Source organism: Bradyrhizobium sp. NP1 (assembly GCF_030378205.1).
Taxonomy (GTDB): Bacteria; Pseudomonadota; Alphaproteobacteria; order Rhizobiales; family Xanthobacteraceae; genus Bradyrhizobium.
Genome location: NZ_CP127385.1, coordinates 6,698,115 through 6,724,224, shown reverse-complemented (window position 1 = coordinate 6,724,224; position 26,110 = coordinate 6,698,115). Strand labels below are relative to the sequence as shown.

The window sequence follows — 26,110 nt, the reverse complement described above, 5'->3', positions numbered from 1 at the left end:
ACTGACTATCGGGTCGATGCCTTCCACAGATTGTCCCACCGGTACGAATAACCGACGCCGATGATGTAATCCGGCGAGTTGCGGTTGAGGCCGAAGGCGACGTGGAAGTCGATCTGCTGGGTACGGCTCAACAGATAGCCGCCGCCGACGTTGAGCAGTGCAATGGGCGCGCCGCGCGAGGGGACGTCGCTGACATATTCGGCGAACACGCTCATCCGCTCGTTCAGCCTTTTCTCGATCACGAAGGTCGCCTCCGTGCTCTGATGGTTGGTGAAGTCGGCAGGCCGGAAGAAGCTCGTGAACATGCCGCTGATGCCCCAGCCGCCGCCGAGCTCGTGCGACCAGGGGAATTGCAGATAGGGCTGCGGGCCGGGTCCGGTGATCGCGCGCGTTCCGGTCGGCAGTCCCGCGCCGACCACGACCGAAAGGCTCGTCGTCTCCGGCAGCGCGCTCACCTGCCATTTGATGGCGGGCGAGACGTTGGTGAAGCCGGTCGCGAGCGGGCCCGACAGGCGGCCGACATAGCTCGGGATGTCAACCAGCACCTCGAGGCACTGCGCGACGCCGAAGCGCAGCCGGCTGTTGGTGCCGTCGAAGCCCTTTCCCGCGCTCTGGCCGGTGCTGTTGATGCCGTTCTCGCTTTGCAGGCTGCCGAAGGGCACGACGAGGCTCGAATTGGTCACGTCGGGACGATCGGTCGCGATCTCCGAGCTGGAGGCCGGACATTCGGCGGCACGGGCCGAAAAGGGCAGAAGCGCGACAAGGACGCAGGCCGATGGCAACGACAGCCGGGGCATTGACGCGAACATGAGGGGCCTGAACGTCCGGTTTCTTCGCAAGACCTCGCCGCCCCGAGCCCGCGGCCGTGCAGCACAATCCTATTCTAGATTCAATAGACTAAGGAAAAAGCGAAATATTCCCGCTGAGTGTCCCGATTCCGATCTAGTGTGGCTTTGGTTCAGAAATCCGCAACGCGAACTCGCGGCGACAATGATGCGGACTTCTGAACCGCCACACCAGTGTTGACGTCGCGCGCCGCCTCGGGACACTGTCGCTTTTTTCCTCGGAGCGCGTCGGTTCATGCCCGATTTCCACGGCGTCTTTCCCTATCTGGTTTCCCCGGTTGACGCCAACGGCAAGGTGAAGGCGGAAGTGCTTGGCCGGCTCTGTGACGATCTGATCACAGCGGGCGTGCACGGGCTGACCCCGCTGGGCTCGACCGGCGAATTCGCCTATCTCGATTCCACCCAGCGCATGACGGTGGTGCAAGCCACGATCGCGGCGGCGCGCGGTCGCGTGCCGGTGGTTGCCGGCGTGGTCTCGACTGCGACCGCCGATGCGGTCGCGCAGGCAAGGGCCTATCAGAAGGCGGGCGCCGACGGCATCCTTGCAATCCTGGAAGCCTATTTCCCGCTTTCGGACGCGGGCGTCGAATCCTATTTCCGCGCCATTGCGGACGCGGTCGACATCCCCGTCGTGATCTACACCAATCCGCAATTCCAGCGCTCGGACCTCTCGCTCGATGTGATCGCGCGGCTCGCGGAGCATCCGCGCATCGGCTACATCAAGGATGCCTCCACCAATACCGGACGGCTGCTCTCGATCATCAACCGCTGCGGCGACGCCATCAAGGTGTTCTCCGCCTCCGCCCACATTCCGGCCGCTGTGATGCTGATCGGCGGGGTGGGCTGGATGGCGGGCCCGGCCTGCATCATCCCGCGGCAGAGCGTCGAGCTCTACAATCTCTGCAAGGCGTCGTGCTGGGACGATGCGCTGGTGCTGCAGCGAAAGCTCTGGCGCGTCAACGAGGCCTTTGCACGCTTCAACCTCGCCGCCTGCATCAAGGCGGGGCTCGCGATCAGGGGCTATGACGTCGGCGATCCCGTCCCGCCGCAGGCGCCGCTTACCGACGAGCAGCGCAAGGCCGTCGAGGCGGTCCTGCGCGAGCTCGGCTGATCGGCATGCAGCTTGTGATCTCGCCACATCGTCATCCCCGGGGCGACGCGGCAGTGTCGCGGAGCCTGTCATAGGGCCGCGCTTCGCGCGGACCCGTTGGCGTATCGGGATGACGGCTGCGGTTGTGCGGCACGAAAAATCCGCTAAAACCGGGCCTGTTCGAAAAAGACTTGAAGGAAAGACGGATGAATATTCTTCCCGGCAATATGCGTTTCGGGGCGGGCCAGCCGGTCAGGCGTCTGGAGGATTTGCGGCTCATTACCGGGAAGGGCAAGTTCATCGACGACAGGCCGGCCGACGGCGCGCTCTGGCTCTATGTGCTGCGTTCGCCGCATGCGCACGCGAAAATCAAGTCGATCGACACCAAGGCAGCGTCGGAAATGCCCGGAGTCGCAGCGGTCTATACCGGCGCCGACCTGATCCGCGACGACATCGGCAGCATCCCGACGCTGGCGATCTTCAAGCGGCCGGACGGCTCGGCAATGGCGGTGCCGCCGCGGCGGCTGCTCGCGCATGAAGTGGTGCGTTTTGCCGGCGAGCCGGTGGCGGCCGTCGTCGCCTCGTCGCGCGTGGAAGCGCAGACCGCGGCGGAAGCGATCGAGGTCGATTACGAAGTGCTGCCCTCGGTGGTCGATCCGCTGGAGGCCGTCAAGCCGGGTGCGCCGCGGGTCTGGGAGGAGGCGCCCGACAACGTCGTGGCCGCCATGAGCTATGGCGATGCCGCCAAGGTCGAGGAGGCCTTTGCCAAAGCTGCGCACGTGGTCTCGCTCGACATCGTGAGCCAGCGCCTCGTACCGTCGGCGATGGAGCCGCGCTCGACCATTGCCGAGGTCGACAAGAAGACCGGACGGCTGACGCTGCACGTGCAATCGCAGACCCCGGGCACCACCCGCGATCTCATGGCGGAAGCGATCCTGAAGCGGCCGAAGGAAAGCGTGCACGTGCTGGTCGGCGACATCGGCGGCGGATTTGGCCAGAAGACCAATGTCTATCCCGAGGACGGCATCGTCGCCTATGCGGCGACGAAGCTCGGCAAGGCCATCCGCTGGCGCGGCGACCGCACCGATGATTTCGTCGGCGGCACGCATGGCCGCGACCTGACCTCGACCGGCGAGTTCGCGCTCGATGCCAAGGGCCGCGTGCTCGCCTACCGCGTGCGCTCGATCGGTGGCACCGGCGCCTACCAGTCCGGCACCGCCAACATCATCCCGCTGGTGCTTGGGCCGTTCGTGCAGACCGGCGTCTACGACCTGCCGCTGGTCCATTTCGAGGTGAAGTCGGTGATGACCCACACCGCGCCGGTCGGCGCCTATCGTGGCGCCGGCCGCCCCGAGGCGGTCTTCATCGTCGAACGGCTGATGGATGCCGCCGCCCGGCAGATCGGCATCGACCCGCGCGCCATCCGCAAGGCGAACTACGTCAAGCCGGCACAGCTGCCCTATACCAACGCGGTCGGCCAGGTCTACGATTCCGGCGCATTCGCCCACATGCTCGATCGCGCCACGAAACTCGCCGACTGGGACGGCTTTGCCGCGCGCAAGCGTGCGGCGAAGAAGAAGGGCCTGCTCTATGGCCGCGGGCTGACCAGCTATATCGAATGGACCGGCGGCAACGTCCACAACGAAACGGTCTCGCTGCATGCCACCGCCGAGGGGCGCATCGTGCTGCATTCCGGCACCATGGCGATGGGGCAGGGGCTTGCGACCACCTATACCCAGATGATCGCGGAGTCGCTCGGCATTCCCCTCGACAAGATCGATGTGGTGCAGGGCGACACTGATCTGGCGATCGGCTTCGGCAGCGTCGGCTCGCGCTCGCTGTTCGTCGGCGGCACGGCGGTGGCCGTTTCGGCGAACGATCTCATCAACAAGGCGCGCGAGAAGGCCGCCGACGTCCTGGAGGCCTCGGCCGCCGACATCGAATATCACGACGGCACGCTCACCGTTGTGGGCACCGACAAGCGTATCGGCCTGTTCGAGATCGCCGGCCGGCAAGACGGCGCGCGGCTCTCGGTCGACAGCGAGGGCAAGGCCGATGGTCCAAGCTGGCCCAACGGCACCCACATCTGCGAGGTCGAGGTCGATCCCGAAACCGGCGTCACGCGCGTGGTGCGCTATACCACTGTCGACGACGTCGGGGTTGCCATCAATCCGATGCTGGTCACCGGGCAGGTCCATGGTGGCATCGCGCAGGGTATCGGGCAGGCGCTTTACGAGGGCGTCACCTATGACCCCGATGGGCAGCTCCTCACCGCGACCTATCAGGACTACTGCATTCCGCGTGCCGACGACGTGCCGCAGCTCGATGTGACGCTGGACGGCTCGGCGCCCTGCCGCACCAATCCGCTCGGCGCCAAGGGCTGCGGCGAATCCGGCGCGATCGGGGGTCCGCCCTGCATTACCAATGGCGTGATGGATGCGCTGGCCGAGCTCGGCATCACGCAGCTGCCGACCCCGCTGACGCCGCAGAAGGTGTGGAAGGCGATCCAGGACGCCAAGGCGACGGCGTAGTTCCGGTCGTCCCGGCGAACGCCGGGACCCATACCGCGGAATCTAGCGATGAAGAAGACTGGATGGACCAGCTTCTTCACAACTGAGCCCTGTGGTTATGGGTCCTCGCTTTCGCGAGGACGACACGGTTGCGCTCGCGCCGGCATGACAGCGACATTGAACCCGCCGCGCCTTCCGCGCAACAAAGCGAGGCCAGCGAAAGTTGCCGAAAAAGCGCTCTTCATCACTTACCTGACCGATCCGTTCTGCTACGTTCGCGACCATACGCAACGGGAGATTTCGATGCGCAAGTTTTTCACCGTGCTGGCGGCGCTGGCGACCCTGAGCCTGACCAATTGCGGCTACAATGCGATCCAGAGCCAGGACGAGCAGATCAAGGCGAACTGGTCGGAAGTGGTCAACCAGTACCAGCGCCGCGCTGATCTCGTGCCCAACCTGGTCAATTCGGTGAAGGGTTTTGCGCAGCAGGAAAAGGACGTGCTGCTCGGCGTCACCAACGCCCGGGCCAAGGTCGGCAGCATCCAGGCGACGCCGGAGGTGCTGAACGATCCCGCCGCGTTCCAGAAATTCCAGCAGGCCCAGGGCGAGCTCTCCAGCGCGCTGTCGCGCCTTCTGGTCGTGACGGAAAATTATCCGCAGCTCAAGTCGGACGCGCTGTTCCATGACCTGATGTCCCAGCTCGAGGGCACCGAGAACCGCATCACGGTCGCCCGCAACCGCTACATCAAGTCGGTGCAGGACTATAACGTCACCATCCGCTCGTTCCCGACCAATCTCACCGCGATGGCCTTCGGCTACAAGGAGAAGCCGAACTTCACGGTCGAGAACGAGAAGGAGATTTCGACCGCGCCGAAGGTCGATTTCAATCCGGCGCCCGCTCCAGCGAAGTAGGCCCGGATGAGACGCGGTCGAGCTTGTTCCTGTCATCGCGAGCGCAAGCGAAGCGATCCAGAGAGCGCGAGATTGATCTGGATTGCTTCGTCGCTTGCGCTGCTCGCAATGACAGATCCGGTATCGCGATGAGCGCGGCGAGAACCCTGCTTCTCACCCTGATGCTGGTTCTCGGCTTTGCGCTGCCGGCGGCGGCCGACGTCGCTATCCCGCCTTTCACGGCCGAGGTGGTCGATCAGACCGGCACACTGTCGTCGGGTGATATCGCTTCGCTGACGCAAAAGCTGCGCGACCTGCAGCAGCGCAAGGGCAGCCAGATCGCGGTCCTGATCGTTCCGACCACGCAGCCGGAGACCATCGAGCAGTTCTCGATCCGCGTTGCGGAGGCCTGGAAGGTCGGGCGCAAGAAGATCGACGACGGTGCGCTGCTGGTGGTCGCCAAGAACGACCGCCACCTGCGCATCGAGGTCGGCTATGGGCTCGAAGGCGCGCTCACCGACGTCACCGCGCACCGCATCATCGACGAGGTGATCACGCCGAAATTCCGCCAGGGCGATTTTGCCGGCGGCATTTCCGACGGCGTCGACCGGATGATCTCCGTCGTCAACGGCGAAAAGCTGCCGGCGCCGGAGCCTCCGCACTGGAAGAACACCGGCGCGCTGGACTCCTTCGATCCGTTCAATCCGTTCGTGCTGATCGTGCTTGTCTTCGTCAGCGGCATCTTTCGCGCCGTGCTCGGCCGGCTGTTGGGCTCGGCCGCGGCCGGCGGCACCGTCGGGCTGATCGCCTGGTTCATCGCCGGATCTTTGGCGGCGGCGCTGATCGCGGGCGGCGTCGTGTTCCTGTTCACGCTGATCGCCGATGGCCTGTTCTCGGGCGGGCCTCCGAGCGGCCGCCGGTCGTCCGGTGGCGCCTGGGTCGGCGGCGGCTATGGCGGAGGCGGCGGCTGGTCCGGCGGCTCGAGCGGAAGCGACAGCGGCGGGTTCAGCGGCGGCGGTGGCGGCAGCTTTGGCGGCGGCGGCGCTTCGGGAAGCTGGTAATATCAGGCATGGGCATCAAGCGCATCGGCAGGCATTTGATCGAGCACCGCTGGCGGACGCGGCGGCTGTTTTCGCGCGCGGTGCTGGAGCGCATCGAGCAGGCGATCAAGGCCGGCGAGCTGACCCATACCGGCCAGGTGCGCTTCGTCGTGGAAGGCGCGCTCGACGGCGCGCCGCTACTCCGCGACCAGCCGGCACGTGAGCGCGCGCTGGACGTCTTCTCGCACTACCGCATCTGGGATACCGCGCATAACAACGGCGTGCTGATCTATCTGCTGCTCGCCGATCATGACGTCGAGATCATCGCCGATCGCGGCATCGATGCGAAGGTCGGCGCGGAAGGCTGGGCAGCGATCTGTCGCGCGATGCAGGAGGATTTCCGGCACGGTGCGTTCGAGCGCGGCATCATCAAGGGCGTCGAGGCGGTTTCGCAGGCGCTGGCTGTGCATTTCCCGGCGCAGGGGCCGCATCGCAACGAGCTGCCGGACAAGCCCGTGGTGATATAAAGTCTCGCATCAAGAACCGGGACAAAGGGAGGGCGCGATGGAGAAGCAGGCGGCGCAACGTGCGGCCGAACAATTGCTCGCCGAACACAAGGCAGCCACCCGGTTTCATACGATGGACGGCCTCGCCGCGATCGCGGATGCCTATGACGTCCAGGACCGCTATGTCGCGCTACTGCGCGCCGCGCACGGCGAGAGCATCGGCTACAAGGTCGGGCTGACGTCGCAGACGATGCAGACATTCTGCGGCATCGATCATCCGATCGCCGGCGTCGTGCTGGCAACGCGCGTCCACCGCTCCGGCGCGCGCATCCGCCGTGCCGATTTCGGCAGGCTCGGTCTCGAATTCGAGATCGCGGTGCGCGTCAAGTCGGATGTCCCGGCGAGCGCGGCGTCCTATACCGCCGCGACCATCGCGCCGCATGTCGAGAGTGTGTGCGCGGCGATCGAGCTGGTCGACGACCGCGCTGCGGACTACGGCAGCCTCGACGTGCGCTCGCTGGTGTCAGACAATTCCTGGAACGGCGGCATCGTGCTGTCTGATTTCATCACGGCATGGCCGGACCTGGAGGCCGTGCCTGGCCGGGCGAGCCGCGATGGCGCGCCGATCGGCGAGGGACATGGCCGCGACATCCTCGGCCATCCCTTCAATTCGGTGGCGTGGCTGGCGGCGCATCTGGCCGCCCGCGGCGAGGCATTGAAGGCGGGACAGGTCGTGATGACCGGCAGCGTCATGAAGACGGTGTTTCCGACCGAGGATGCCGCCTATCGTTTCGATCTCGAAGGCATCGGCACCGTCGAGGTGCAGCTGGCCGGGTGATCCGGCCCGCGCCGCATCACCTGATACCGCGCGCCGACTGGCCGCGACGCCGGCGTGACGCCAAATCGTCATCCGTTCGGCCCAATCGGGTCACCAAGTCCACGCATTCGGCCGTTTTCCTCTGGCTCTTGTATGGGGGAGTTAGTCGCATGGCGTACAGCTTGGTCGCAGCGCGGGAAAACCAGACCGTCCGCAAGCAACGGGATAGCGCATTGATCACGCTGGCGAATGCTCGCGTTCTGGAGAGCGAGGGCTGGCAGGTGACGATCACGGACGCCGACGGCAGGCCGTTCGACGCCGCGGAACTCGAAAAGAGGTTCCCCGAATTCGCGAGGCCCGCGACGCCGGCCGCGATTGCGCCCGCTCCAGAAGCACCAGCTTCGGATGCGCTTTCTCCCGAGGCCGCGGCAGCGGCCTCCGCCGAAGCCTCGACGCCCGAGATGCTCGCGGCGGAGACGCCAGCTCCCTGGCAGGACGCATCATGGGCTGTTCCGGAGCCCGCCGCAGCATGATGGCCGATTGCTCGCGGTCTTAGGCCTTCGCCGAAGGCCGCTCGCCGACGCGCGCGAACCACGCCGCGATATGGCTGTTGGCGGGATCGAGCGGCTGGCCGACCTGCTTGCCGAAATCCAGGAAGCCGTAGAGCAGGATGTCGGCCAGCGTGAAGCGGTCGCCGCAGAGATATTTTCGGCCGTCCGCCATCTGTCCGTTTAGCCATTGCAGGCGGTTGGCCGCGATCGCCTTCAGCCCGGCCGACGCCTCGGGCACGCAATGCACGCGCTTCTGGAACATCTTCAACCCTTCGCCGAAGCGGAAGCCGTTGGCGAGCGGCTCGCAGATATTGAGGTCGACGCGGCGTGTCCACATCCGGCATTCGGCGCGCTGTTCCGGCGAGGATCCGATCAGCGCGGGTGTTGGCGTCTTCTCCTCGAGATATTCGCAGATCGGCACGATCTCTGAGAGGTAGCTGCCGTCATCAAGCTCAAGCGTCGGCATCTGGCCGTGCGGATTGCGCTTCAGATGCGGCTCCTGCCGGTTCTCGGCCGCCATGAGGTCGACTGCCTGTTTCGGCATCTCGATGCCTTTTTCCGCCATGAACATCCGCACCACGCGCGGATTGGGTCCGATCGAGTCGTAGAGCTTCATGCACTTCCCTCCCAGTTCCTGGCCTGTGCCGGCAAGATGACGGTCTTTGTTGAACACGCCGCCTCCCTTTGTCAAACGGGGCGAGTGCGCCGTTGGCGTCAATCAAGTTGCTTCAGCTGTCGTCGAGCTTGTTGAGGTCGCGCACCGACTGCATGATCGGCTCGAAATTCGACCGCGCATCGAGCGCGTCGAACAGTTGCGCGGTATCGGACAAAAGCCCGTGCGAGCGCTGGATCGCGGTGCGAACGTCCTCCTGCGGGGTGTCGGACAGCCGGCCATGGCCGGAGAGCAGGATTTTCGAGTTCAGCCCCTTGATGCGCTCCAGCGACTGGATGTAGTCGGCGATCGAGCCCGATCCGAACACGCCACCCATCACGCCGCCCGGCATCAGGGTGTCGGCGGCGAACAACAGGCCCTTGTCCTGATCGAACAGCGTGATGCAGGCCGAGGTGTGGCCCGGCGTGTGCATCACGTTGAGGCGGAAACTGCCGAGGTCGATCAGATTGCCTTCCTCGAGCCAGAGGTCGACGTCGATCGGCACGTTCGGCTCGTTGAACATCTTGCGCAGCATCGAGAAGTCGTCGCGCAGCATGATCTTGTTGGCGGCAAGCCGGTGCGCGGCGATGTAGCAGCGGCCGGCAAAATGATAGGCGGCGCCGATATGGTCGAGATGCTCGTGGGACAGCACCACCATGTCGATCTTGTCGGGCGTGACGCCGACATGGTTCATGCAGGCCAGCAGATGCTGATAATTGCTCGACAATCCCACATCGATCAGGATCGTGCGCCTGCTGCCGACCACGAGATAGGCGTTCGCCGCGCGATTCTTGAAGCGGATCTGGTAGACGTCGGGCGCCGCCTGGATCAGGGTCGAGGCTTCATTGTCGAACAGCGTCTTGAACGGGCCGCTACGCTTTGCTTTCGGAAGTTCGTCATTCATCGCGGCGACCTCTCCCACGAACTTCGGAAAGCAAAGCGTGCCAAAAGGTCCCTGATTCCAGTGCAGCTTTTCGGTTTGAAGTCCCTGAGGCGAACGTAGGGCGCCATGTGTAGCAACTTCAAATCGGCGACACTCGACCGTCGGTCGCTCATGATTAGGTTGCCGCCCGATAGGTGCGCTCGTTGGAGACGCGCAGGCGTTTCGACAGCGCGTCCATGATCATCAGCGCGAAGGCCGGCTGCTGGCTCACCAGATAGACGAAGCGGGCGTGATTGATCCGCATCACCTTGGTGTTGGGCGCGGCCGCGATCGCGGTTGCCGAGCGCGAGGAGCCGTCGATCACGGCCATCTCGCCGAAGAACTCGCCCTTGCCGAGCGTGACGATCACGGTCTTGCTGGTGCCGGCGATCTTGGCGATCTCGACCTGGCCGTCGAGCACGACGAACAGCTCGCGCCCGGTCGAGCCTTCCTCGAAGATGACATCGCCGACACCAAACTCATTGATGCATTTCTCGATGGCCATGCTTTCCCCGCCATTCTGGCTGGGTGCATGTTAGAGCATGATGCGGAAAACTGGCCACCGGTTTTCCGAAAAAGCATGTCCTCGGGCTCCCTCCCGGGGGATCGGGCTCGCGCAAGGACCGGGAAGTCCGGCAGCGCAAACGGCCTGCCCGGCGGTTTTGCCGCAGGGCAGCAAAGTCGGGCCAGCCCCAAAGACTCCCTAAAATTTCCGTAAGCCGCCGGGAAACGGCCCCCCGGTAACCAATTCGCAAGCAATGAAAGTTACCAAATGGTCAATTCATCCTGGAGATTTCGAACGTGAGCGAACATCAGGCCGATGAGACCAGCGCTGAGACCGGTTCCCCCGGCGCCGCGGCAACCACGTCCTCCCAGCCCGAAAGCGGGCCGGCTTCGGCGGCAGCGCCAGAGATCACGGTGATGGATTCGCCGCGAATCGCCCCCGATCATGAGGCACCCAAAGCCGACGCCATCAAAGCCGAGGCGCCGAAGGTCGAAGCTCCCCACGCTGAGTCCACCAAGGCGGAGCCCACCAAGGCCGAGCCGGTCAAGGCGGCGAAGGCGGACGCTCCGCGTACGCCCCATTTGATGATCATGGCGCCCGGCGACCGCATCCATGGCGAGGCGCCGGGGGCAGAGCAGGTTCGTTCGGATTCTCCGGCGGCCGGCAACCGCCGCTTCGCCGCCATGGCCGCCGTCGTGGCGCTGGCGATGGTCGCGGGCGCAGTCGGCGGGGCATTCGCGACGCTCGGCGTCACGCATCTGGCCGGCACGGGCGCTGGAACGGCCAATACCGGCCTGGAAGCTTCGATCGCCCGGATTGATGCCGATATCGTCGCGTTGAAGGGCGGCGTCGAGCAGGCGTCCAAGGCGAATTTGAGCCAGTTCACCCGGACCGCCGACCGGCTCGACAAACTCGAAAAGGCGCAAATCGATCCGGCCGCAAAACTCGCAAAACTCACCGAAGCCGTCGACAAGCTGCGCGCCGCGCCGCAGGCGCCGGTTGCGGCGGCGCCCGCAACGCAGGCCGCAAAGGATATCACGGGCTCGCTGCCGCAGCAGGTCGCCAACGCCGTGCCCGGAGCGGTGCCGCTGCCGGTGCCGAAACCCGAGGTTTCGCGGATGCCGGCGGTGGAAGGCTGGGTGCTGAGCGATGTCGGCTATGGCGGCGCGCTGATCGAGAACCGGCGCGGTTCCTACGAGGTGTATGTCGGCGACAGCGTTCCGGGCTTGGGGCGCATCGATGCGATCCGCCGCCAGGACGGCCGCTGGGTGGTCGTCACCAGCAAGGGCCTGATCACCTCGCGCTAGAACCTGCCAATTTTGAAAAAGCAAAGGCGCTTCACCGTCCTGTGAAGCGCCTTTTGACTTGAATAGGCGCTTGCCGGCGGTGTTAGTGACGGCAGATGAGCCGTGCACCGCGAATTCTTCTGCTGATCCCAGTCCTGCTTTGCGCGGCTTTTTCGGCGCGCGCGGAAATAACCGCGCCGCTCGAGCGCGGTGCCGCGATCATCGATCCCCTTGCCCTGCGCGCGCTGGAGCAGGCGGGCAATAGCGAAACAGGTTTCGAACTGCGCAGGTTCATTCCCGGCGCGCGGATGGACAAGGCGCCGATCGCCGATGACGAATTGTTCGCGCTGCCCGCGATGGCGCCGCTGCGCGCCGCGCTCGATGCCGATTTCGATCGCTACGCCGCCCGCCACCACGTGGAGCTGCCGAATGAGACCATCGGCGTCGGAACTGCCTTCGACTGGCAATTGTTCGACCGCGATCTGCTCTATTCGCCGCGCGCCCGCTTCGTATTGTCAGGAATCGTCAACCGCATGGATCGCGCCTATGTCGCGCCGCAAAGTTGCGGCGAGATCCGGCTGATCTATCGCCTGACCCGTCTCGACGACGGTCCGGTCGGCGAGGGCGCGAACTCGCCGCGGCTGCCGATGACGCTCAACGTCGTGCTGCATGCCAGGGGCGACAAGGCAGGCGCGGCGGTCACCTGCAAGGAGATCGCGCGGCGCTGGCTTGGTGTCGCCGATTGGCCCGAGGCCGGCGCCGCGCTTGCGGCAAAACTCACAGCCGCGGACGGACCGCTGGCGCTGGTCAGGCCCGACAACATCGACCGCATCGAGACCAACCTCCAGATCGCCCATGCGCCGAAATCGGCGGTGCGCGATTTCCGCACCGACTATCTGTTGAAGGTGTTTCGCTACGATGCGCAGGCGCGCCTGTTCCAGGAAGCGCCGATGGAAAACCAGATCGACCGCGAGCGGCTGCTGGCGGATGCGAATCTGAGGGCGGAATTCAAGGCCTGGCTGCTCGATCCCAAAAACATGCGCGATTTCGATCGCAGCACCGCGCTGATCCCGGAGCCGTTCCTGGCGAAGGCTGCGATCGCGCCGACCCCGGCCGGGTTCGATCCATCGGGGCTGCTGCCCGAATTCGGCCTGGTGCAGGGAGAGGGCACGGGAGCCGGCGTGTTCGACGACAATGATGTCGTGTCCGCGCTGAAGAAGGCCGCGCAGAAGGGCGTCACGCTGCAGAACATCCGCTCGGTCGCAGGCTTCGAGCGGCGGCTCAACGACATCACCTGCGCAGGGTGCCACCAGACGCGTGGCATCGGCGGCTTTCATTTCCCGGGCGTCGACTGGATGGCGGCGAAGCCGTCGAACTCGACCGTGGTTCCGGCCTCGCCGCATTTCTTCGGCGATCAGCTGCGTCGCCGCGATATCCTCGCCGCCATCGCTGGCGGCAGCGCGCCGGACTATTCGCGCGGCTTTTCCAGCCGACCGCAATTGCGCGGCAGCAACGAACTGGCCGGGACCGAATATTCCGACGGCTGGGGCGCGCATTGCTATGTGCAGCATGCGAAAGGCAGCGATAACGATGCGAGCTTCCGGTCCTGGACCTGCGCGAAGGGCCTGGCCTGCGAGGCCGCCGGCCAAAGCTCGCGCATGGGCATGTGCTTCATCAAAAGCCGCTAGTGGAGCGGATTGACGTTCGCTACCCGTCTGCCGGGATAGGATGCGAATGTTATCAAAGGACCACTAGCGCCGGCCTCTTGCCGAATTGACAGTAGACTTACTAATCGTGTTTCATCGCCCAAACGGTTTCGGGACGGAAACATGGACGATATCCTGATCGTCGGCGGCGGAATTGGCGGACTGACGCTGGGGCTCGCGCTGCACCAGGCCGGCGTCCCCTGCCGCATCTTCGAGTCCGCGCCCGAGATCAAGGCGGTCGGCGTCGGCATCAACCTGTTGCCGCATGCGACAAAGGAGCTTGCCGCGCTCGGGCTTGAGGACGCGCTGGCGCGGGTCGCGATCGAGACCAGGGACGCGACCTTCTTCAACCGCTTCGGCCAGTTGATCTACCAGGAACCGCTCGGGCGCGCCGCCGGCTACGACCATCCGCAATTCTCTGTTCATCGCGGCGATTTGCAGATGGTGCTGCTCGAGGCCTTCCGCACGCGTGCGGGGGCGAGCCGCATCCTCACCAATCACCATTGCATCGGGCTTGCGCAGGACGACACGGGCGTCACCGTGACCTTTTCCGACGGGCCGAACGGCGCGGCCCGGCACGCTGTGCGCGGTCGCGCGGTCGTCGCCTGCGACGGCATCAATTCGGCGGTGCGCAAGCAGTTCTTCCCCGACGAGGGCGAGCCGCGCTATTCCGGCGTCAACATGTGGCGGGGCGTGACGCGCTGGAAGCCGATGCTGTCGGGCGCGAGCATGGTGCGCGCCGGCTGGCTGTCGCACGGCAAGATGGTGATCTATCCGATCCGCCGCGCAGGCAGCGACGGCCTGCAGCTCGTCAACTGGGTCGCCGAGATCGAGACGCCGCATTACCGCAAGCGCGACTGGAACCGCGCCGGCACGCTCGACGATTTCATCGGCCCGTTCTCCGACTGGCATTTCGACTGGCTCGATGTGCCCGCTTTCATCCGCGCGGCCGATCATGTGCTGGAATTTCCGATGGTCGACCAGGACCCGCTGCCGCGCTGGACGTTCGGTCGCGCAACCCTGCTCGGCGACGCCGCGCACCCGATGGTGCCGCGCGGTTCGAATGGCGCTGGCCAGGCGATTCTCGACGTGCGCGCGCTGACGGACGCGCTGCGGCAGCTCGGAGATCCGGCGGCGGCGTTTGCGGCCTACGAGAGAGAGCGGCTGGAGGCGACCACGCGCGTCGTGCTCACCAACCGCACCAATCCGCCGGATGCGATCCTGCGCGAGGTGTTCCAGCGCACGCACGACCGCCCGTTCACGGCGATCGACGACGTCATCAGCCATGACGAGCTGGTTGCGCTGTCCGACAGCTACAAGCGCATCGCCGGCTATTCGAAGGAAGCGTTGCGCCGCTAGCGCCGCGCGGTACGACACGCCCACAAAGCAGCGGCCGCCAAGAGCCGCGTTGCAGCAGCGCGGGGAGGGAAGCGACATGACGGAATCCGAGAGCACGGCCGCCGCGCCGGGCATCGATGTCGCCGACTTCATCGACAACCAGCCGGTCGGCGGCTTCCAGATCAGGCTGCTCGTGACCTGCGCTGCCGTGCTGTTCCTCGACGGCTTCGATACACAGGCGATCGGCTATGTCGCGCCGGCGCTGGCTAAGGAGTGGGGCCTGTCGCGCGGCGCGCTGGGGCCGGTGTTCAGCGCCGGCCTGTTCGGGCTGATGATCGGCGCGCTCGTGTTCGGGCCGCTTGCCGACCGCGTCGGGCGGCGCAAGATCATCATCTTCTCGACGCTGGCTTTCGGCGTCGGCGCGCTTGCCACCGCCTTCGTCGAGGGCGTGAACGCGCTGCTCGTGATCCGCTTCCTCACCGGGCTCGGGCTTGGCGGCGCGATGCCGAACGCGATCGCGATGACCTCGGAGTTCAATCCGCGGCGTCGACGCGCCACCATGGTGATGATCATGTTCTGCGGTTTCTCGGTCGGCGCCGCGCTCGGTGGCCTGCTCGCCGCCGTGCTGATCCCCTCGTTCGGCTGGCGCTCGGTGTTCGCGGTGGGCGGCGTGACGCCGCTGATCATGGTCGTGCTTCTCGCGCGCTCGCTGCCGGAGTCCGTCCGTTTCCTGGCGCTTGCCGGCCACAGGCCCGAACCCGTCGCGGCGCTGTTGTCAAGGATCGCGCCGCAGGCCGTGTTCGCGCACGATGCGCGCTTCGTCGTGAACGAGGCGGAACTGAAGGGCATGCCAGTGCAGCATCTGTTCCGCGAGGGCCGCGCCGGCGCCACGCTGCTGCTCTGGGTGGTGTTCTTCATGAGCCTGCTCGACCTCTATTTTCTCGCCAACTGGCTGCCGACCGTGCTCAACGACCTCGGCGCGTCGGTCTCGGCGGCCGCGGCGATCGGCTCGCTGTTGCAGGTCGGCGGCGTGGTCGGCACCTTCGCGCTGGGCAGCGTGATCGACCGCTTCTCGTTCCGCGCGCTGGCGCTGGTCTATTTCGTCGCGGTGTTCGCGGTCGGCGCGATCGGCCAGCTCGGCCATGCCGCCACACTGGTCGCGATCGCGATTTTCGCAGCCGGGTTCTGCGTGGTCGGCGGGCAGATCGCCGCCAACGCGCTGGCCGCCGGCTTCTATCCGACCGCGGTGCGCGCCACCGGGGTCGGCTGGGCGCTCGGCATCGGCCGGGTCGGCTCGATCGTCGGCCCCCTGGTCGGCGGCGCGCTGATGGAGGCGCACTGGAGCGCCGGCGCCGTGTTTCTCGCGGCCGCGGCGGCAGCACTCTGCGCGGCGCTGGCGGCGCTCTGGCTCTCCAGGTTGGCCGGCACGGGCGGCGGCGCCGTTGAGCAGGCGACATCTTTTGATGCTAAGCTGCGTCCAGCCGGGAGCCAGACGTAAGGCGACGCGGGGGCAGCGGATGAACGAAGCCGAGAAGGAACGCAATCGCGAGATCGCCCAGAACGAAGCTGTGCGTCAGACCACGGGCGATGTTCGCGTCAGCGTATGGACCATCGTGTTCGCGATCATCATAGGCGTCGTTGCGGTCGCCATCGTCTGGGCCTGGCTGAGCCGCTAGTGTCCCGATTCCGAAGTTCGCACCATTCTGCGGGCCCCTCGTTTGCGAACCTCGCAATCGAAGGACACCGGCAATCTATTGATCCAGTGTGGCTTTGGTTCAGAAGTCCGCATGACGAACTCGCGGCAATAAATGAGGCGGACTTCCGAACCGCCACACTAGCGCTTACGCCACCGTGCCGGCGGCGCGCAGCTTGCTGATCGCGGCCTCGTCGTAGCCGGCAGCGCGCAGGATCTCGTCCGAATGCTCGCCGACGCCGGGCGGCTTGCGTGGCGGCACTTTCCTCGCGCCGTCGATCCAGATCGGGCTGTTGACGGTCAGCATGGTGTCGTTCTCGAACGGCACCAGCACCTCGTTCTCGAGCATCTGCCTGTCCTGCGGAATGTCGTCGAGGATGCCGACAACGCCGAACACGAGGCCGTTGCCGTCGAGGATCTGGCGCCATTCGGCGAGATCCCTGGTCGCAAACACCTCGTCGAAGATCCTGATCAGCTCCAGCGAGCGCGCGTGGCGGTCCGGCTTGGTGGCAAACCTGACGTCATCGAGCAGGTCTTCACGGCCGAGACAGCGCGCCAGCGTCGGCCATTGCCGGTCCTCGTTGAGCAGCGACAGGATGATCCAGCGTCCGTCCTTGCAGCGGTAGTGGTTGGTGACGGCGTTGAGCGCGCGCTCGCGCGGGCGGCGCTCGCCGAATTTCGCGCCGCACAGTTTTGCCTGCGCCAGCACGGAAGCCGCCCACACGCCATTGGCCATCAGGTTGGAGGCGACATGCGAGCCTTTGCCGGTGCGCTCGCGCTTGTAGAGCGCGGTCACGATCGCGCCGTAGAACGCCATCGCGCAAGGATGGTCGCCCATGCCGGCGATCGAGCGCGCCGGCGTCGTGTTGGTGTCGGCGCGCACGAGGTCCATCAGGCCGGAGCGCGCCCAATAGGCATTGCTGTCGAAGCCGGGCTTGTTGGCCTCCTCGCCTTTTTCACCGTAGCCGGTGAAGGAAGCATAGATCAGCCGCTCGTTGTGCGGCGCCAGATGATCATAGGTGATGCCGAGCCGCTGGCGCACCGCAGGCGGATAGTTGGTGATGAAGACGTCGGCATCGGCGGCAAGCCGGTGCAGCACCGCCTGTCCTTCCGCCTTGGAGAGGTCGAGCGCGAGGCTCTTCTTGTTGCGCGCCTCCAGCAGCCACGCATAATTGTGCTCGCTTACCGGATAGCCCGGCAGCTTCGGCAGGTTGCGATAAGGGTCGCCGGAACCCGGCGGCTCGATCTTGATGACATCGGCGCCGAAATCCGACAGCACGGTCGCGGCCGCGGGTGCAGCGATGAAGCTCGCGCAGTCCAGAACCTTCAGCCCGTCAAAAATGCCCTTGTCCATGCCGTCTCCCGTGGAGCCTGTTGCCGGCGTCGTTGCGGCCGGAACATTGGTCCGTCGCCCACGCCGGCGAAAGACCCAAATCCCATTTGATCATGCCGGACGGCGGTTGCAAATATCCACTCCTGCCTGCATCTCGACGCCTTCCGATCTTGCTGTCGTCACGACTTGTGCCAAATCGATATGGTAAACCGCACGTCGCGGTTGTAAGAATCCGCGGAAATCAGGGAACATCGCGATCGACGCTGCGCGCGGGGCGACGCGCGGCGTTTTGCCGATACGACAGAAGGGAGACTTTCATGAACTCCTCGCGCCTTCGGCTGCTCGCGCCTGTCCTGCTGGCGCTGGCTATTGTGCAGCCGGCCCGGGCCGGCGACGTCGAGGATTGCAACGGTCCGTTCTCCGACAGGCTCGAGGCGGCCTGCAGCGCGATCATCAACGATTCCGCACGTTCCGCCGACGATCATCTGAAGGCCTATGTGAGCCGGTCGCGCTTCCTCGCAAGCCGTTCCCGGCTGGAACCGGCGCAGGCCGATGCGGAGGCCGCGCTACAGCTCAATCCCAAATCAACACCGGCGCTGATCGCGCGCGGCTACGCCCGGCAAAGGCTCGGCCATTTCGACGCGGCGCTGGCCGATTTCAACCAGGCGATCGAGATCGAGCCGAAGAATCCGCTACTGTTCCTTGCGCGCGGCATCCTGCACGACGAGCAGCGGGCATGGACGGACGCGCTCTCCGATCTCAATCAGGCGATCGCGCTGCGCCAGGATCTGGCCCAGGCCTATGTCGCGCGCGGCCGAACCTATGTCGAGACCGGCCAGCTCGACCAGGCCATGAGCGATCTCAACACGGCGATCTCGATGAACGCGAACGCGCAGAACGCGTTCTACTGGCGCGGCGAAGCCTATCGTCGCAAGGGCGACGCCGATCACGCCATCGAGGACTTCAGCCGGGCCATCGCACAGGCGCCGCAGGCCGACCGCGGGTCGTATTACGCGCGGGGACTGCTCTTCATCGCCAGGGGCGACTATGCGCGGGCGATCGCGGATTTCGACAAGCTGCTCTCGATCGCGCCGGATCACAAGGCGGCGCAGCAGCAGCGTCAGGCCGCCGTCGCGATGCAGGCCGAGCTCGCGAAGCTTCACGAGGGGCAGCCGGCGGCGTCGCCCGGGCGGACGGTCGCTGCGGCTCCGCCCGCGCCGGCGGCCTCGACGCCGGTTGCGGCCCCGACCGCGCCGTCCTCCACCGGCCAGGGCATCAGCGAGGCGCAGCAGCTCATGGGCCAGCGCAAGTTCGCCGACGCGGTGACGCGGCTCAACGCGGCGCTGGCTGTCGATCCCGGTAATCAGAACGCGCTGCGGCTTCGCGCGGCCGCGCTGCTGTCGTCGGGCCGCTTTGCCGAAAGCCGCGACGACATGGACACCCTGCTCAAGCTCAAGCCGGACGACCAGCAGCTGCTGGGCGCGCGCGTCGTGGCTTCGCTGGGCATGAGGCAGTTCGACCAGGCGATGGCCGACGCCAATCACGCGCTCAGCGTCAATCCGAATAACGCGACGGCCTATCTCGGCCGGGGCACGGTCAACCGGTTGACCGCGAAATTCCAGGATGCCATCGCCGATTTCAGCCGGTCGATTGCGCTCAATGCGAAGGACAGCAACGCTTATGGCGAACGCGGACAGGCCTATATGGGACTTGGCCAGTTCGACAAGGCGCTGGTGGACTTCGACCAGGCGCTCGTCCTCAACCAGGCGAACGACGCGGCCCGCGCGGCGCGCGGGCTGACCTTGTTGCTGAAGGGAAACAGCTCCGAAGGCCTGGTGGACGTCAAGAATGCGCTGGATCGCAATCCCAACAACCAGATGGCGGAGCTCGGCCAGGGCCTGGCGATGGTGCTGTCCGGCCAGTACGACCGGGCGATCGTCGCGCTCGATCAGTTGATCGGCAAGTCGGTTGCCCTCGATTCGCTGGCGCGGCTGCTTCGTGCCAGGGCCTATCTTGCGCGGAAGGATACGGCGAGCGCGATGGCTGATCTCAATCTGGTGCTCGGCACGCGGCCGAACGATGCGGATGCGCTGCGGCTGCGTGGCATCGCGTGGCTCGCCAATCGCGACTATGACAAGGCGCTTGATGATCTCACCAAAGCGATCGCGCAGCGCGAAACGGTCGAAAGCTACTTCGTGCGGGCCAAGATCTATGAAGCGCAGAACAGCGTCGACAAGGCAACGAACGACTTCCGCCGCGCCACGCAACTGGCGCCCGGCAGCGCATTCGACCTTGTCGCGCAGGCCGAGTCGAAGCAGAAACTGCAGCAGCTCTCGAAGCGCGTGCCGTGCGGAAATTCGGTCCGCAACGACAAGGACGGCACCTGCCTGTGAGCGCTAGTCGTCTCCCGCCAGCAGCGCCGCGTTGCCGCCGGCGGCCGCGGTGTTGACCGTCACGGTCTGTTCGGTGGCGAAGCGCGCCAGGTAATGCGGGCCGCCGGCCTTCGGGCCGGTGCCGGAAAGGCCGAAGCCGCCGAACGGCTGCACGCCGACCACGGCGCCGATCATGTTGCGGTTGACGTAGACATTGCCGACCTGCAGGGCATCGACGATCCTCTCCACGGTATCGTCGATCCGCGAATGGACGCCGAGCGTGAGCCCGTAACCGGTCCGCGCGATCGCCTGGAGGGCGCGGTCGAGCCGGTCGGCCGGGTAGCGCACCACATGCAGGATCGGGCCGAACACTTCCTCGGTCAGTTCGCCGGCGTCCGCGAGCTCGAAGATATGCGGCGCGACGTAGTTGCCCTCGGGCGCCGTTCCCGCAAAATGCGTCCGCGCCTCGCGTTTCATGCGCGCGATATGCGCCTCCAGTCGCTGCTTCGCCTCGGCGTCGATCACCGGGCCGACATGGGTCGCGGGATCGATGGGGTCGCCGACCTTCAGTTCGCGCGCGGCGCCCGCGATCATCTCGATCGTGCGGTCGGCGACGTCCTCCTGCACGAACAATAGCCGCAGCGCCGAGCAGCGCTGTCCGGCCGAGCGGAACGCGGAGGTCACCACATCGTCGGCGACCTGCTCGGGCAGCGCTGTCGCATCCGCGATCATCGCGTTGATGCCGCCGGTCTCCGCGATCAGCGGCACGATCGGACCGTCCTTGGCGGCGAGCGCGCGGTTGATCGCGCGCGCGACCTCGGTCGAGCCGGTGAAGACCACGCCTGCGATGGCGGGATGGGACACCAGCGCCGCGCCGATCGCGCCGTCGCCCTGCACGAGCTGCAGCGCCGAATGGGGAATGCCCGCGTCGTGCAGCAGCCGCACCGCCTCGGCCGCGATCAGGGGCGTCTGCTCGGCCGGCTTCGCCACCACGGTATTGCCGGCCATCAGCGCCGCGGTCACCTGTCCGAGAAAGATCGCGAGCGGGAAATTCCACGGCGAGATCGCGGCGAACACGCCGCGGCCACGCAGCCGAAGCACGTTGCTTTCGCCGGTGGGGCCCGGCATCGGCTCGCCGTCGTCGAACAGCTTGCGGCCTTGCGCCGCGTAGTAGCGGCAGAAGTCGGCGGCCTCGCGCACCTCGGAGAGCGCATCGTCGAGCGTCTTGCCGCCCTCGCGCTGCAGATAGGCGATGAAATGCGCGCGCCGGCCCTCGATCAGGTCGGCGGCCTTTTCCAGCACCTCGGCGCGCTCGCGCGCGGGCGTCGCGCTCCAGCGTCGGAACCCGGCGCGCGCGGCCTCGACGGCCGCAGCCGCCTGCGCCTGTGCTGCCGCGGTGGCACTGCCGGTCGCGGCAGTCCGTTCCGCCGCGGTCGCGGCAACGAGCGCACCGAGCGCTGCGCGCTCGCCGAATTCGATCCCGCGCGAATTCTTCCGCTCGGGCCGATAGAGGTCGCGCGGCAGCGGGATGTTCGGATGTGTTGCCTGTTCGGCGCTGCCGATGATCCCGGCGGGGCGCCGCAACAGCGAGGCGAGCGGCACCGCGTCGTCGGCGGCGAGTGCGACAAAGGACGAATTGGCGCCGTTTTCCAGCAGCCTGCGCACGAGATAGGCGAGCAGGTCGCGATGGCTGCCGACCGGCGCGTAGGTGCGGCAGGCAAGGTCAGGATGATCCTCGGCAAGCCGTGCATAGAGCGCTTCACCCATGCCGTGCAGGCGCTGGAATTCGAACTGGCGGTCGTCGCCGGCCAGCTCGAGGATGGTCGCGACCGAGAGCGCGTTGTGGGTGGCGAATTGCGGGAACAGCCGCGGCCTCAGGGACAATAATTGCCGGGCGCAGGCGACATAGTTGAGATCGGTCATCGCCTTGCGGGTGAAGACCGGATAGCCGTCGAGGCCGCGCTCCTGCGCGCGCTTGATCTCGGTGTCCCAATAGGCGCCCTTCACCAGCCGCACCATCAGCCGGCGTTCGTACTGGCGCGCCAGCCCGTCGACATAGCCGATCACGGCGCTGGCGCGCTTCTGGTAGGCCTGGATCGCGAGGCCGAAGCCGTCCCAGCCTGCAAGCGAGGGGTCAGCGAGCGCGGCTGCGATCACATCGAGCGAGAGCTCGAGCCGGTCGGCTTCCTCCGCATCGACGGTGAAGTTCAGGTCATACGCCTTGGCCTGTCGCGCCAGGTCGACCAGGCGCGGCACCAGCTCCGTCATCACGCGGCCGTGGCTGACCGCTTCGTAGCGCGGGTGCAGCGCCGACAGTTTCACGGAAATGCCGGGGCGGTCGGGCAGCGGCTTGTTGCCGGCCGATCGGCCGATCGCTTCGATCGCACTGGCATAGGCCTTGAAATAGCGGTGCGCGTCATCGGCGGTGCGGGCGCCTTCGCCGAGCATGTCGAAGGAATAGCGCGGCGCATGGGCCTGCGCGGCGTGCGCATGGGCCCGCGCGAGCGCCGCCTCGATGGTCTCGCCGAGCACGAAGTGGCTGCCCATCAGCCGCATCGCCTGGCGCGTGGCGGCGCGCACCGCCGGCGCGCCGAGCCGCTTGACCAGGCGGCCGATCGTGCCGTCAGGGGTTTCGCCCGGCTGGATCACCCGTGCCGACATGCCGAGCGCCCAGGCCGAGGCATTGACCAGGAACGCGCTCGACTTGGTCTCGTGATGGATGAAATCGCCTTCGCCGAGCTTGTCCTCGATGAATTGATCGGCGGTGCGGGCATCCGGCACGCGCAGCAGCGCTTCCGCGAGCACCATCAGCGCCAGCCCCTCCTTGGTGGAGAGCGCGAACTCGCGCAGCATGTCCTCGACGCCACCGAGCCGGTCGTCGTTCTCGCGGATCGCCTCGATCAGGCGCGTGGCGGTGCGGTCGATGCGGGCGTCCTGCGCGGCCGCCAAGCGGCTGCTGCCGAGCAGCGGCCCGGCAAAGGCGCGGTCATCGGGAGCATAGGGCGCGCTGAAAGGCTCGGTTGTCATGGCCGGTGCCGGAATCGTTTCGGCGCCCATCTTGCCGCTCCTTCCCGAGAATTTGAAGTTCCCTGCTGTTCCGGGCGAAGGCTGGGGCGCGACCCGGCTCTTGGCACTGCGCAAGGCCTGCGATAATTTTCGCAGCCACTTCGGACGATGGGAATAGCGGGGCGGAATGACGGGCAGGGAATGGATCGCAGGACCCCGCAAAGGCGTGGCGCTTTGCGGGCTGGGTGCCGCACTGTTGGCCGGCGTGGCCTGTCCCGCAGCCGGCGCCGAACTGACCGAGCCGCAGGCGGCGCTTTACACGACGGTTTCGATCTATCCGCCCGACGCCAGATCGATGACAGTTTGCTACGGCTTCGTCTGCCGGCGCCGCGAAATCCTGGATTTCACGGCGGCCGACCGGGTGGCGCTGACGAAAATCATGGCGGCGGGCCGCGCCTCGGCGGCAGCCGAGCGGGCCGCCGTGCAGAAGGCCGTGATCTGGTTCGACCGGCGAATGGGGCCAATCCTCGGCACCGACAAGCGGGTCGCCAAGGCGGATTTCCGTTATTTCGATGCCCCGCATAATTTCGATTGCTGGGACACGACCCGCAATACCACGAGCCTGATGCTGGTGCTGCAGGAGTGGGGCCTGTTCAAGTATCACGTGGTCGGCGATCCGCACTACCGCGGCAATACGCTGGTGCTGCAGACCCCGCACAACACGGCCGTGCTGGTCGATCGCGCCACCAAGGTCGAGTGGGCCGTCGATCTCTGGCCCCGGGGTTACCTGCAACCCCCGGATGTGATGCCGATCACGCAGTGGGTGACCGAGGACTGACGCGCGAGGGCTATTATTTTCCGCCGGCGCGAGCGCGCGATGATCACGGCTCACGCCGGCGCAAATGATTTTGATGTTATCGGAAGGTCACAGACGGCGTCCCGGTGCGGGGCCGTGGCCGGTGCGCGATTGCGTGGCTAGACCTTGAGGTTCTCGGCCGAGCTCCTGCCGCGATTGGCAACCTCATCGTACTCGACGGTTTGCCCTTCGTTGAGGGTGGACAGGCCGGCCTTCTGAACCGCTGAAATATGCACGAATATGTCCTTCCCGCCCGAAGCGGGCTGGATAAATCCATAGCCCTTCGTGGGGTTGAACCATTTAACAGTACCTTTAGCCATTACGTCTTCTCCGGAGAGTCAAAAAAATAACAGGCCGCCGATCACCGCCAACCGGCCGGCCCGGCCTAAAAGATACGATGATTGTGGCAACCTTGATAGCGCAAACGTGAGCCCGAGACGGCCGAAACGGCCGACAGGCCGCGCATTTTGGGGGCATTTTGTCGGTCGTCAAAGCAAATGTGATGCCGGCCCCCGGGGGCGGACGGGGCGGTGCCCGTCGTCCCCGAGGACGAAGCCGCAGGCGGCTGATTCAATAGGTGGCGGCGAGGTAGTCGACGATCTTGGGAACGTCGGCGTCGTCGATCGGCGCCCCATAAACCTTGATCATCTTGGTCACCTCGGCCTGCCAGAAGTCCTTCTTGAACTTCTCGCCGCGCGGCTGCGTGCCGACGTAGTCGGCGGAATGGCAGGCCGTGCAGTTGTTCTGCACCACCTCGAGGTTTGGCCCCGGCTTGAAGACCACATTCTCCTCGGGAAGGCTGTACGAGATCGGCGCCGCCTGGCCGCTGGCCAGACCGAGGGCTACTACAAGGCCTGCGGCCGCGCCAAGGCCGGCCAGCGCGAGGAGGGATGAGCGTCGCATGGTCATTCTCCTCACGCTGCGGTGACGCGCACGGTTTCGACGACGTTGCGCAGATAGCCGGCCGGATTCCAGCGCGGCTCCATCGGCTGCGTGTCGCCGCCATTGCTGGTGGCGCGAACCTTGAGCTCGCTCGTGCCGGACGCGAGCTTCACCGGCAGCGTCCATTCCCGGAACGAGTATTTGCCGAGATCCTTGCCGAGCTTGGCCTGCGTCCAGCTCTTGCCGCCGTCGGTCGAGACCGCGACCTCCTTGATGCCGGTGCCGCCGTCGAAGGCGATGCCCTTCAGCTTCAGTGTGCCCGGCTTCATCTTGGCGCCATCGGTGACGTTGGTGATGAACGAGCGCACCGTGAAGCGGTTGATCGGAATGGTCGCCTTCGGCGCGGTGCCGGGGTCGACACAGTTGCAGGGCGTGTCGGGTATCCGGTAGGCCGACTTCATCCAGAAGCCGTCGAACACGCTGTCGATGACGGTGATCTCGTTGAGGTGCTTCACCCAATAGGTGCCGTAGAAGCCGGGCACCACGAGGCGCAGCGGAAAGCCGTTGAGAACCGGCAGGTCGTCGCCGTTCATGCCATAGGCCAGCATCACCTCGCCATCGCGGGCGTGGTCGATATCGAGCGCCTTGACGAAGTCGGGCGTCTTGTCGCTGACCGGGCCGTCCATGCCGCTGAAGGTGACCTGCTTGGCGCCCGCCTGCACGCCGGCCATGTCGAGCACGGTCTTCAGCGGCACGCCGCGCCAGCGCGCGTTGCCCATCGCGCCGTTGGCGAGCTGGCCGCCGGCGACGCGCGGCTCGAAGAAGCCGCGGCTGTTGCCGGAGCACTGGTTGACTGCGACGAGCTCGACCGCCTTGAGCTTCCTGATGTCCTTGAGCGACAGCTTCAGCGCGCGATCGACCTTGCCCTTGATCTCCACCGTGAATTTGTCGGGATCGATGTTGTAGGGAACGTCGGCCAGATGATAGCGGACGAAGAACGCATTGTTCGGCGTGATCGGGCCGTCATTGAAGATGTGGAACGGCGTCTCGAGCTGCGGCGGGCGGCTGGTCAGCCGGATCATCGGGCGCTTCTGCGGGTATTGCACCAGCGGCCGTTCGCCGTTGCCAAACGGCAGTGTCGCCGTATCCAGCGCCAGCGCCCTGGCCGGTCCGAGGCCCGCGGCGAGCGCCGTCAGGCCGGCGCGCTTCATCCATTCTCTTCTGTCGAGCATTCAGCTTCCCCCGAAGCATTCCTGTTGAGCCGGTCATCACCGGCTTACTAACCGCAATACGCGGCGCATATTCCCCA

At 66.0% G+C, this 26,110-nt stretch carries 23 protein-coding genes; 14 read left to right on the top strand and 9 right to left on the bottom strand.

Annotation, left to right across the window (positions count from 1 at the left end; translation table 11 throughout):
- Nucleotides 1-5: 5 nt before the first annotated feature.
- Complete coding sequence (locus tag QOU61_RS32505; RefSeq protein ID WP_289655267.1) at nucleotides 6-809, bottom strand: transporter; 804 nt, start codon at nucleotides 807-809, stop codon at nucleotides 6-8.
- 271 nt (nucleotides 810-1,080) lie between these two features.
- On the opposite strand from QOU61_RS32505, the gene QOU61_RS32500 reads away from it, so the two are divergent.
- The 7 genes from QOU61_RS32500 (at nucleotide 1,081) to QOU61_RS32470 (ending at nucleotide 8,232) form a co-directional block, all read left to right on the top strand.
- Nucleotides 1,081-1,956 carry a dihydrodipicolinate synthase family protein gene (locus tag QOU61_RS32500; protein ID WP_289655266.1) on the top strand — a complete coding sequence of 292 codons (876 nt, stop codon included), beginning with the start codon at nucleotides 1,081-1,083 and terminating at the stop codon, nucleotides 1,954-1,956.
- A gap of 185 nt (nucleotides 1,957-2,141) precedes the next feature.
- A complete protein-coding gene (locus QOU61_RS32495; protein WP_289655265.1) occupies nucleotides 2,142-4,466 on the top strand; it encodes a xanthine dehydrogenase family protein molybdopterin-binding subunit in 2,325 nt (774 codons plus the stop codon).
- Nucleotides 4,467-4,748: 282 nt separating this feature from the next.
- Nucleotides 4,749-5,357 carry a LemA family protein gene (locus QOU61_RS32490; RefSeq protein WP_289655264.1) on the top strand — a complete coding sequence of 203 codons (609 nt, stop codon included), beginning with the start codon at nucleotides 4,749-4,751 and terminating at the stop codon, nucleotides 5,355-5,357.
- A gap of 128 nt (nucleotides 5,358-5,485) precedes the next feature.
- Nucleotides 5,486-6,397 (top strand): TPM domain-containing protein, encoded by a 912-nt coding sequence (locus QOU61_RS32485; RefSeq protein WP_289655263.1) that lies wholly within the window; start codon nucleotides 5,486-5,488, stop codon nucleotides 6,395-6,397.
- A gap of 8 nt (nucleotides 6,398-6,405) precedes the next feature.
- A complete protein-coding gene (locus QOU61_RS32480; RefSeq protein ID WP_289655262.1) occupies nucleotides 6,406-6,903 on the top strand; it encodes a TPM domain-containing protein in 498 nt (165 codons plus the stop codon).
- Between the two features lie 37 nt (nucleotides 6,904-6,940).
- On the top strand, nucleotides 6,941-7,720 hold the full coding sequence (locus tag QOU61_RS32475) for a 2-keto-4-pentenoate hydratase (RefSeq protein ID WP_289655261.1): 780 nt from the start codon (nucleotides 6,941-6,943) through the stop codon (nucleotides 7,718-7,720).
- 149 nt (nucleotides 7,721-7,869) lie between these two features.
- Nucleotides 7,870-8,232: a hypothetical protein gene (locus tag QOU61_RS32470; protein ID WP_289655260.1), complete on the top strand. Its 363-nt coding sequence runs from the start codon at nucleotides 7,870-7,872 to the stop codon at nucleotides 8,230-8,232.
- Between the two features lie 19 nt (nucleotides 8,233-8,251).
- Here the strand turns inward: QOU61_RS32470 and QOU61_RS32465 are convergent, their stop codons facing one another.
- The 3 genes from QOU61_RS32465 to QOU61_RS32455 all read right to left on the bottom strand — a co-directional run bounded on the left by QOU61_RS32465 (nucleotide 8,252) and on the right by QOU61_RS32455 (nucleotide 10,329).
- Nucleotides 8,252-8,866 carry a glutathione S-transferase family protein gene (locus QOU61_RS32465; protein ID WP_289655259.1) on the bottom strand — a complete coding sequence of 205 codons (615 nt, stop codon included), beginning with the start codon at nucleotides 8,864-8,866 and terminating at the stop codon, nucleotides 8,252-8,254.
- A 112-nt stretch (nucleotides 8,867-8,978) separates the two neighbouring features.
- A complete protein-coding gene (locus tag QOU61_RS32460; RefSeq protein WP_289655258.1) occupies nucleotides 8,979-9,806 on the bottom strand; it encodes an MBL fold metallo-hydrolase in 828 nt (275 codons plus the stop codon).
- A 154-nt stretch (nucleotides 9,807-9,960) separates the two neighbouring features.
- On the bottom strand, nucleotides 9,961-10,329 hold the full coding sequence (locus tag QOU61_RS32455; RefSeq protein ID WP_289655257.1) for a Crp/Fnr family transcriptional regulator: 369 nt from the start codon (nucleotides 10,327-10,329) through the stop codon (nucleotides 9,961-9,963).
- Between the two features lie 296 nt (nucleotides 10,330-10,625).
- Between QOU61_RS32455 and QOU61_RS32450 the strand changes: the two genes are divergently transcribed.
- The 5 genes from QOU61_RS32450 (at nucleotide 10,626) to QOU61_RS32430 (ending at nucleotide 16,335) form a co-directional block, all read left to right on the top strand.
- Entirely contained in the window at nucleotides 10,626-11,636 is a 1,011-nt protein-coding gene (locus tag QOU61_RS32450; protein WP_289655256.1) for a hypothetical protein, read from the top strand.
- A 95-nt stretch (nucleotides 11,637-11,731) separates the two neighbouring features.
- Nucleotides 11,732-13,303, top strand: a complete 1,572-nt coding sequence (locus tag QOU61_RS32445; protein ID WP_289655255.1) for a hypothetical protein — start codon at nucleotides 11,732-11,734, stop codon at nucleotides 13,301-13,303.
- A 141-nt stretch (nucleotides 13,304-13,444) separates the two neighbouring features.
- Nucleotides 13,445-14,680, top strand: a complete 1,236-nt coding sequence (locus tag QOU61_RS32440; RefSeq protein ID WP_289655254.1) for a flavin-dependent oxidoreductase — start codon at nucleotides 13,445-13,447, stop codon at nucleotides 14,678-14,680.
- A gap of 76 nt (nucleotides 14,681-14,756) precedes the next feature.
- Entirely contained in the window at nucleotides 14,757-16,157 is a 1,401-nt protein-coding gene (locus QOU61_RS32435; RefSeq protein ID WP_289655253.1) for an MFS transporter, read from the top strand.
- Between the two features lie 19 nt (nucleotides 16,158-16,176).
- On the top strand, nucleotides 16,177-16,335 hold the full coding sequence (locus QOU61_RS32430) for a hypothetical protein (RefSeq protein WP_289655252.1): 159 nt from the start codon (nucleotides 16,177-16,179) through the stop codon (nucleotides 16,333-16,335).
- A 165-nt stretch (nucleotides 16,336-16,500) separates the two neighbouring features.
- Here the strand turns inward: QOU61_RS32430 and QOU61_RS32425 are convergent, their stop codons facing one another.
- Nucleotides 16,501-17,706 (bottom strand): CaiB/BaiF CoA transferase family protein, encoded by a 1,206-nt coding sequence (locus QOU61_RS32425; RefSeq protein WP_289655251.1) that lies wholly within the window; start codon nucleotides 17,704-17,706, stop codon nucleotides 16,501-16,503.
- A gap of 296 nt (nucleotides 17,707-18,002) precedes the next feature.
- Between QOU61_RS32425 and QOU61_RS32420 the strand changes: the two genes are divergently transcribed.
- On the top strand, nucleotides 18,003-20,078 hold the full coding sequence (locus QOU61_RS32420) for a tetratricopeptide repeat protein (RefSeq protein ID WP_289655250.1): 2,076 nt from the start codon (nucleotides 18,003-18,005) through the stop codon (nucleotides 20,076-20,078).
- 3 nt (nucleotides 20,079-20,081) lie between these two features.
- Here QOU61_RS32420 and putA read toward each other — a convergent pair whose 3' ends face one another.
- Nucleotides 20,082-23,114, bottom strand: coding sequence for a bifunctional proline dehydrogenase/L-glutamate gamma-semialdehyde dehydrogenase PutA (gene putA, locus QOU61_RS32415; RefSeq protein WP_289655249.1), 3,033 nt, complete (start codon nucleotides 23,112-23,114; stop codon nucleotides 20,082-20,084).
- Between the two features lie 136 nt (nucleotides 23,115-23,250).
- Between putA and QOU61_RS32410 the strand changes: the two genes are divergently transcribed.
- Nucleotides 23,251-23,901 carry a hypothetical protein gene (locus tag QOU61_RS32410; protein WP_289655248.1) on the top strand — a complete coding sequence of 217 codons (651 nt, stop codon included), beginning with the start codon at nucleotides 23,251-23,253 and terminating at the stop codon, nucleotides 23,899-23,901.
- 137 nt (nucleotides 23,902-24,038) lie between these two features.
- Here QOU61_RS32410 and QOU61_RS32405 read toward each other — a convergent pair whose 3' ends face one another.
- From QOU61_RS32405 to sorA, 3 genes are all read right to left on the bottom strand, one after another.
- A complete protein-coding gene (locus QOU61_RS32405) occupies nucleotides 24,039-24,239 on the bottom strand; it encodes a cold-shock protein (protein WP_289655247.1) in 201 nt (66 codons plus the stop codon).
- Between the two features lie 250 nt (nucleotides 24,240-24,489).
- On the bottom strand, nucleotides 24,490-24,828 hold the full coding sequence (gene sorB / locus QOU61_RS32400) for a SorB family sulfite dehydrogenase c-type cytochrome subunit (protein ID WP_289655246.1): 339 nt from the start codon (nucleotides 24,826-24,828) through the stop codon (nucleotides 24,490-24,492).
- Between the two features lie 5 nt (nucleotides 24,829-24,833).
- Nucleotides 24,834-26,033 (bottom strand): SorA family sulfite dehydrogenase catalytic subunit, encoded by a 1,200-nt coding sequence (gene sorA / locus QOU61_RS32395; RefSeq protein WP_289655245.1) that lies wholly within the window; start codon nucleotides 26,031-26,033, stop codon nucleotides 24,834-24,836.
- Nucleotides 26,034-26,110: the final 77 nt, after the last annotated feature.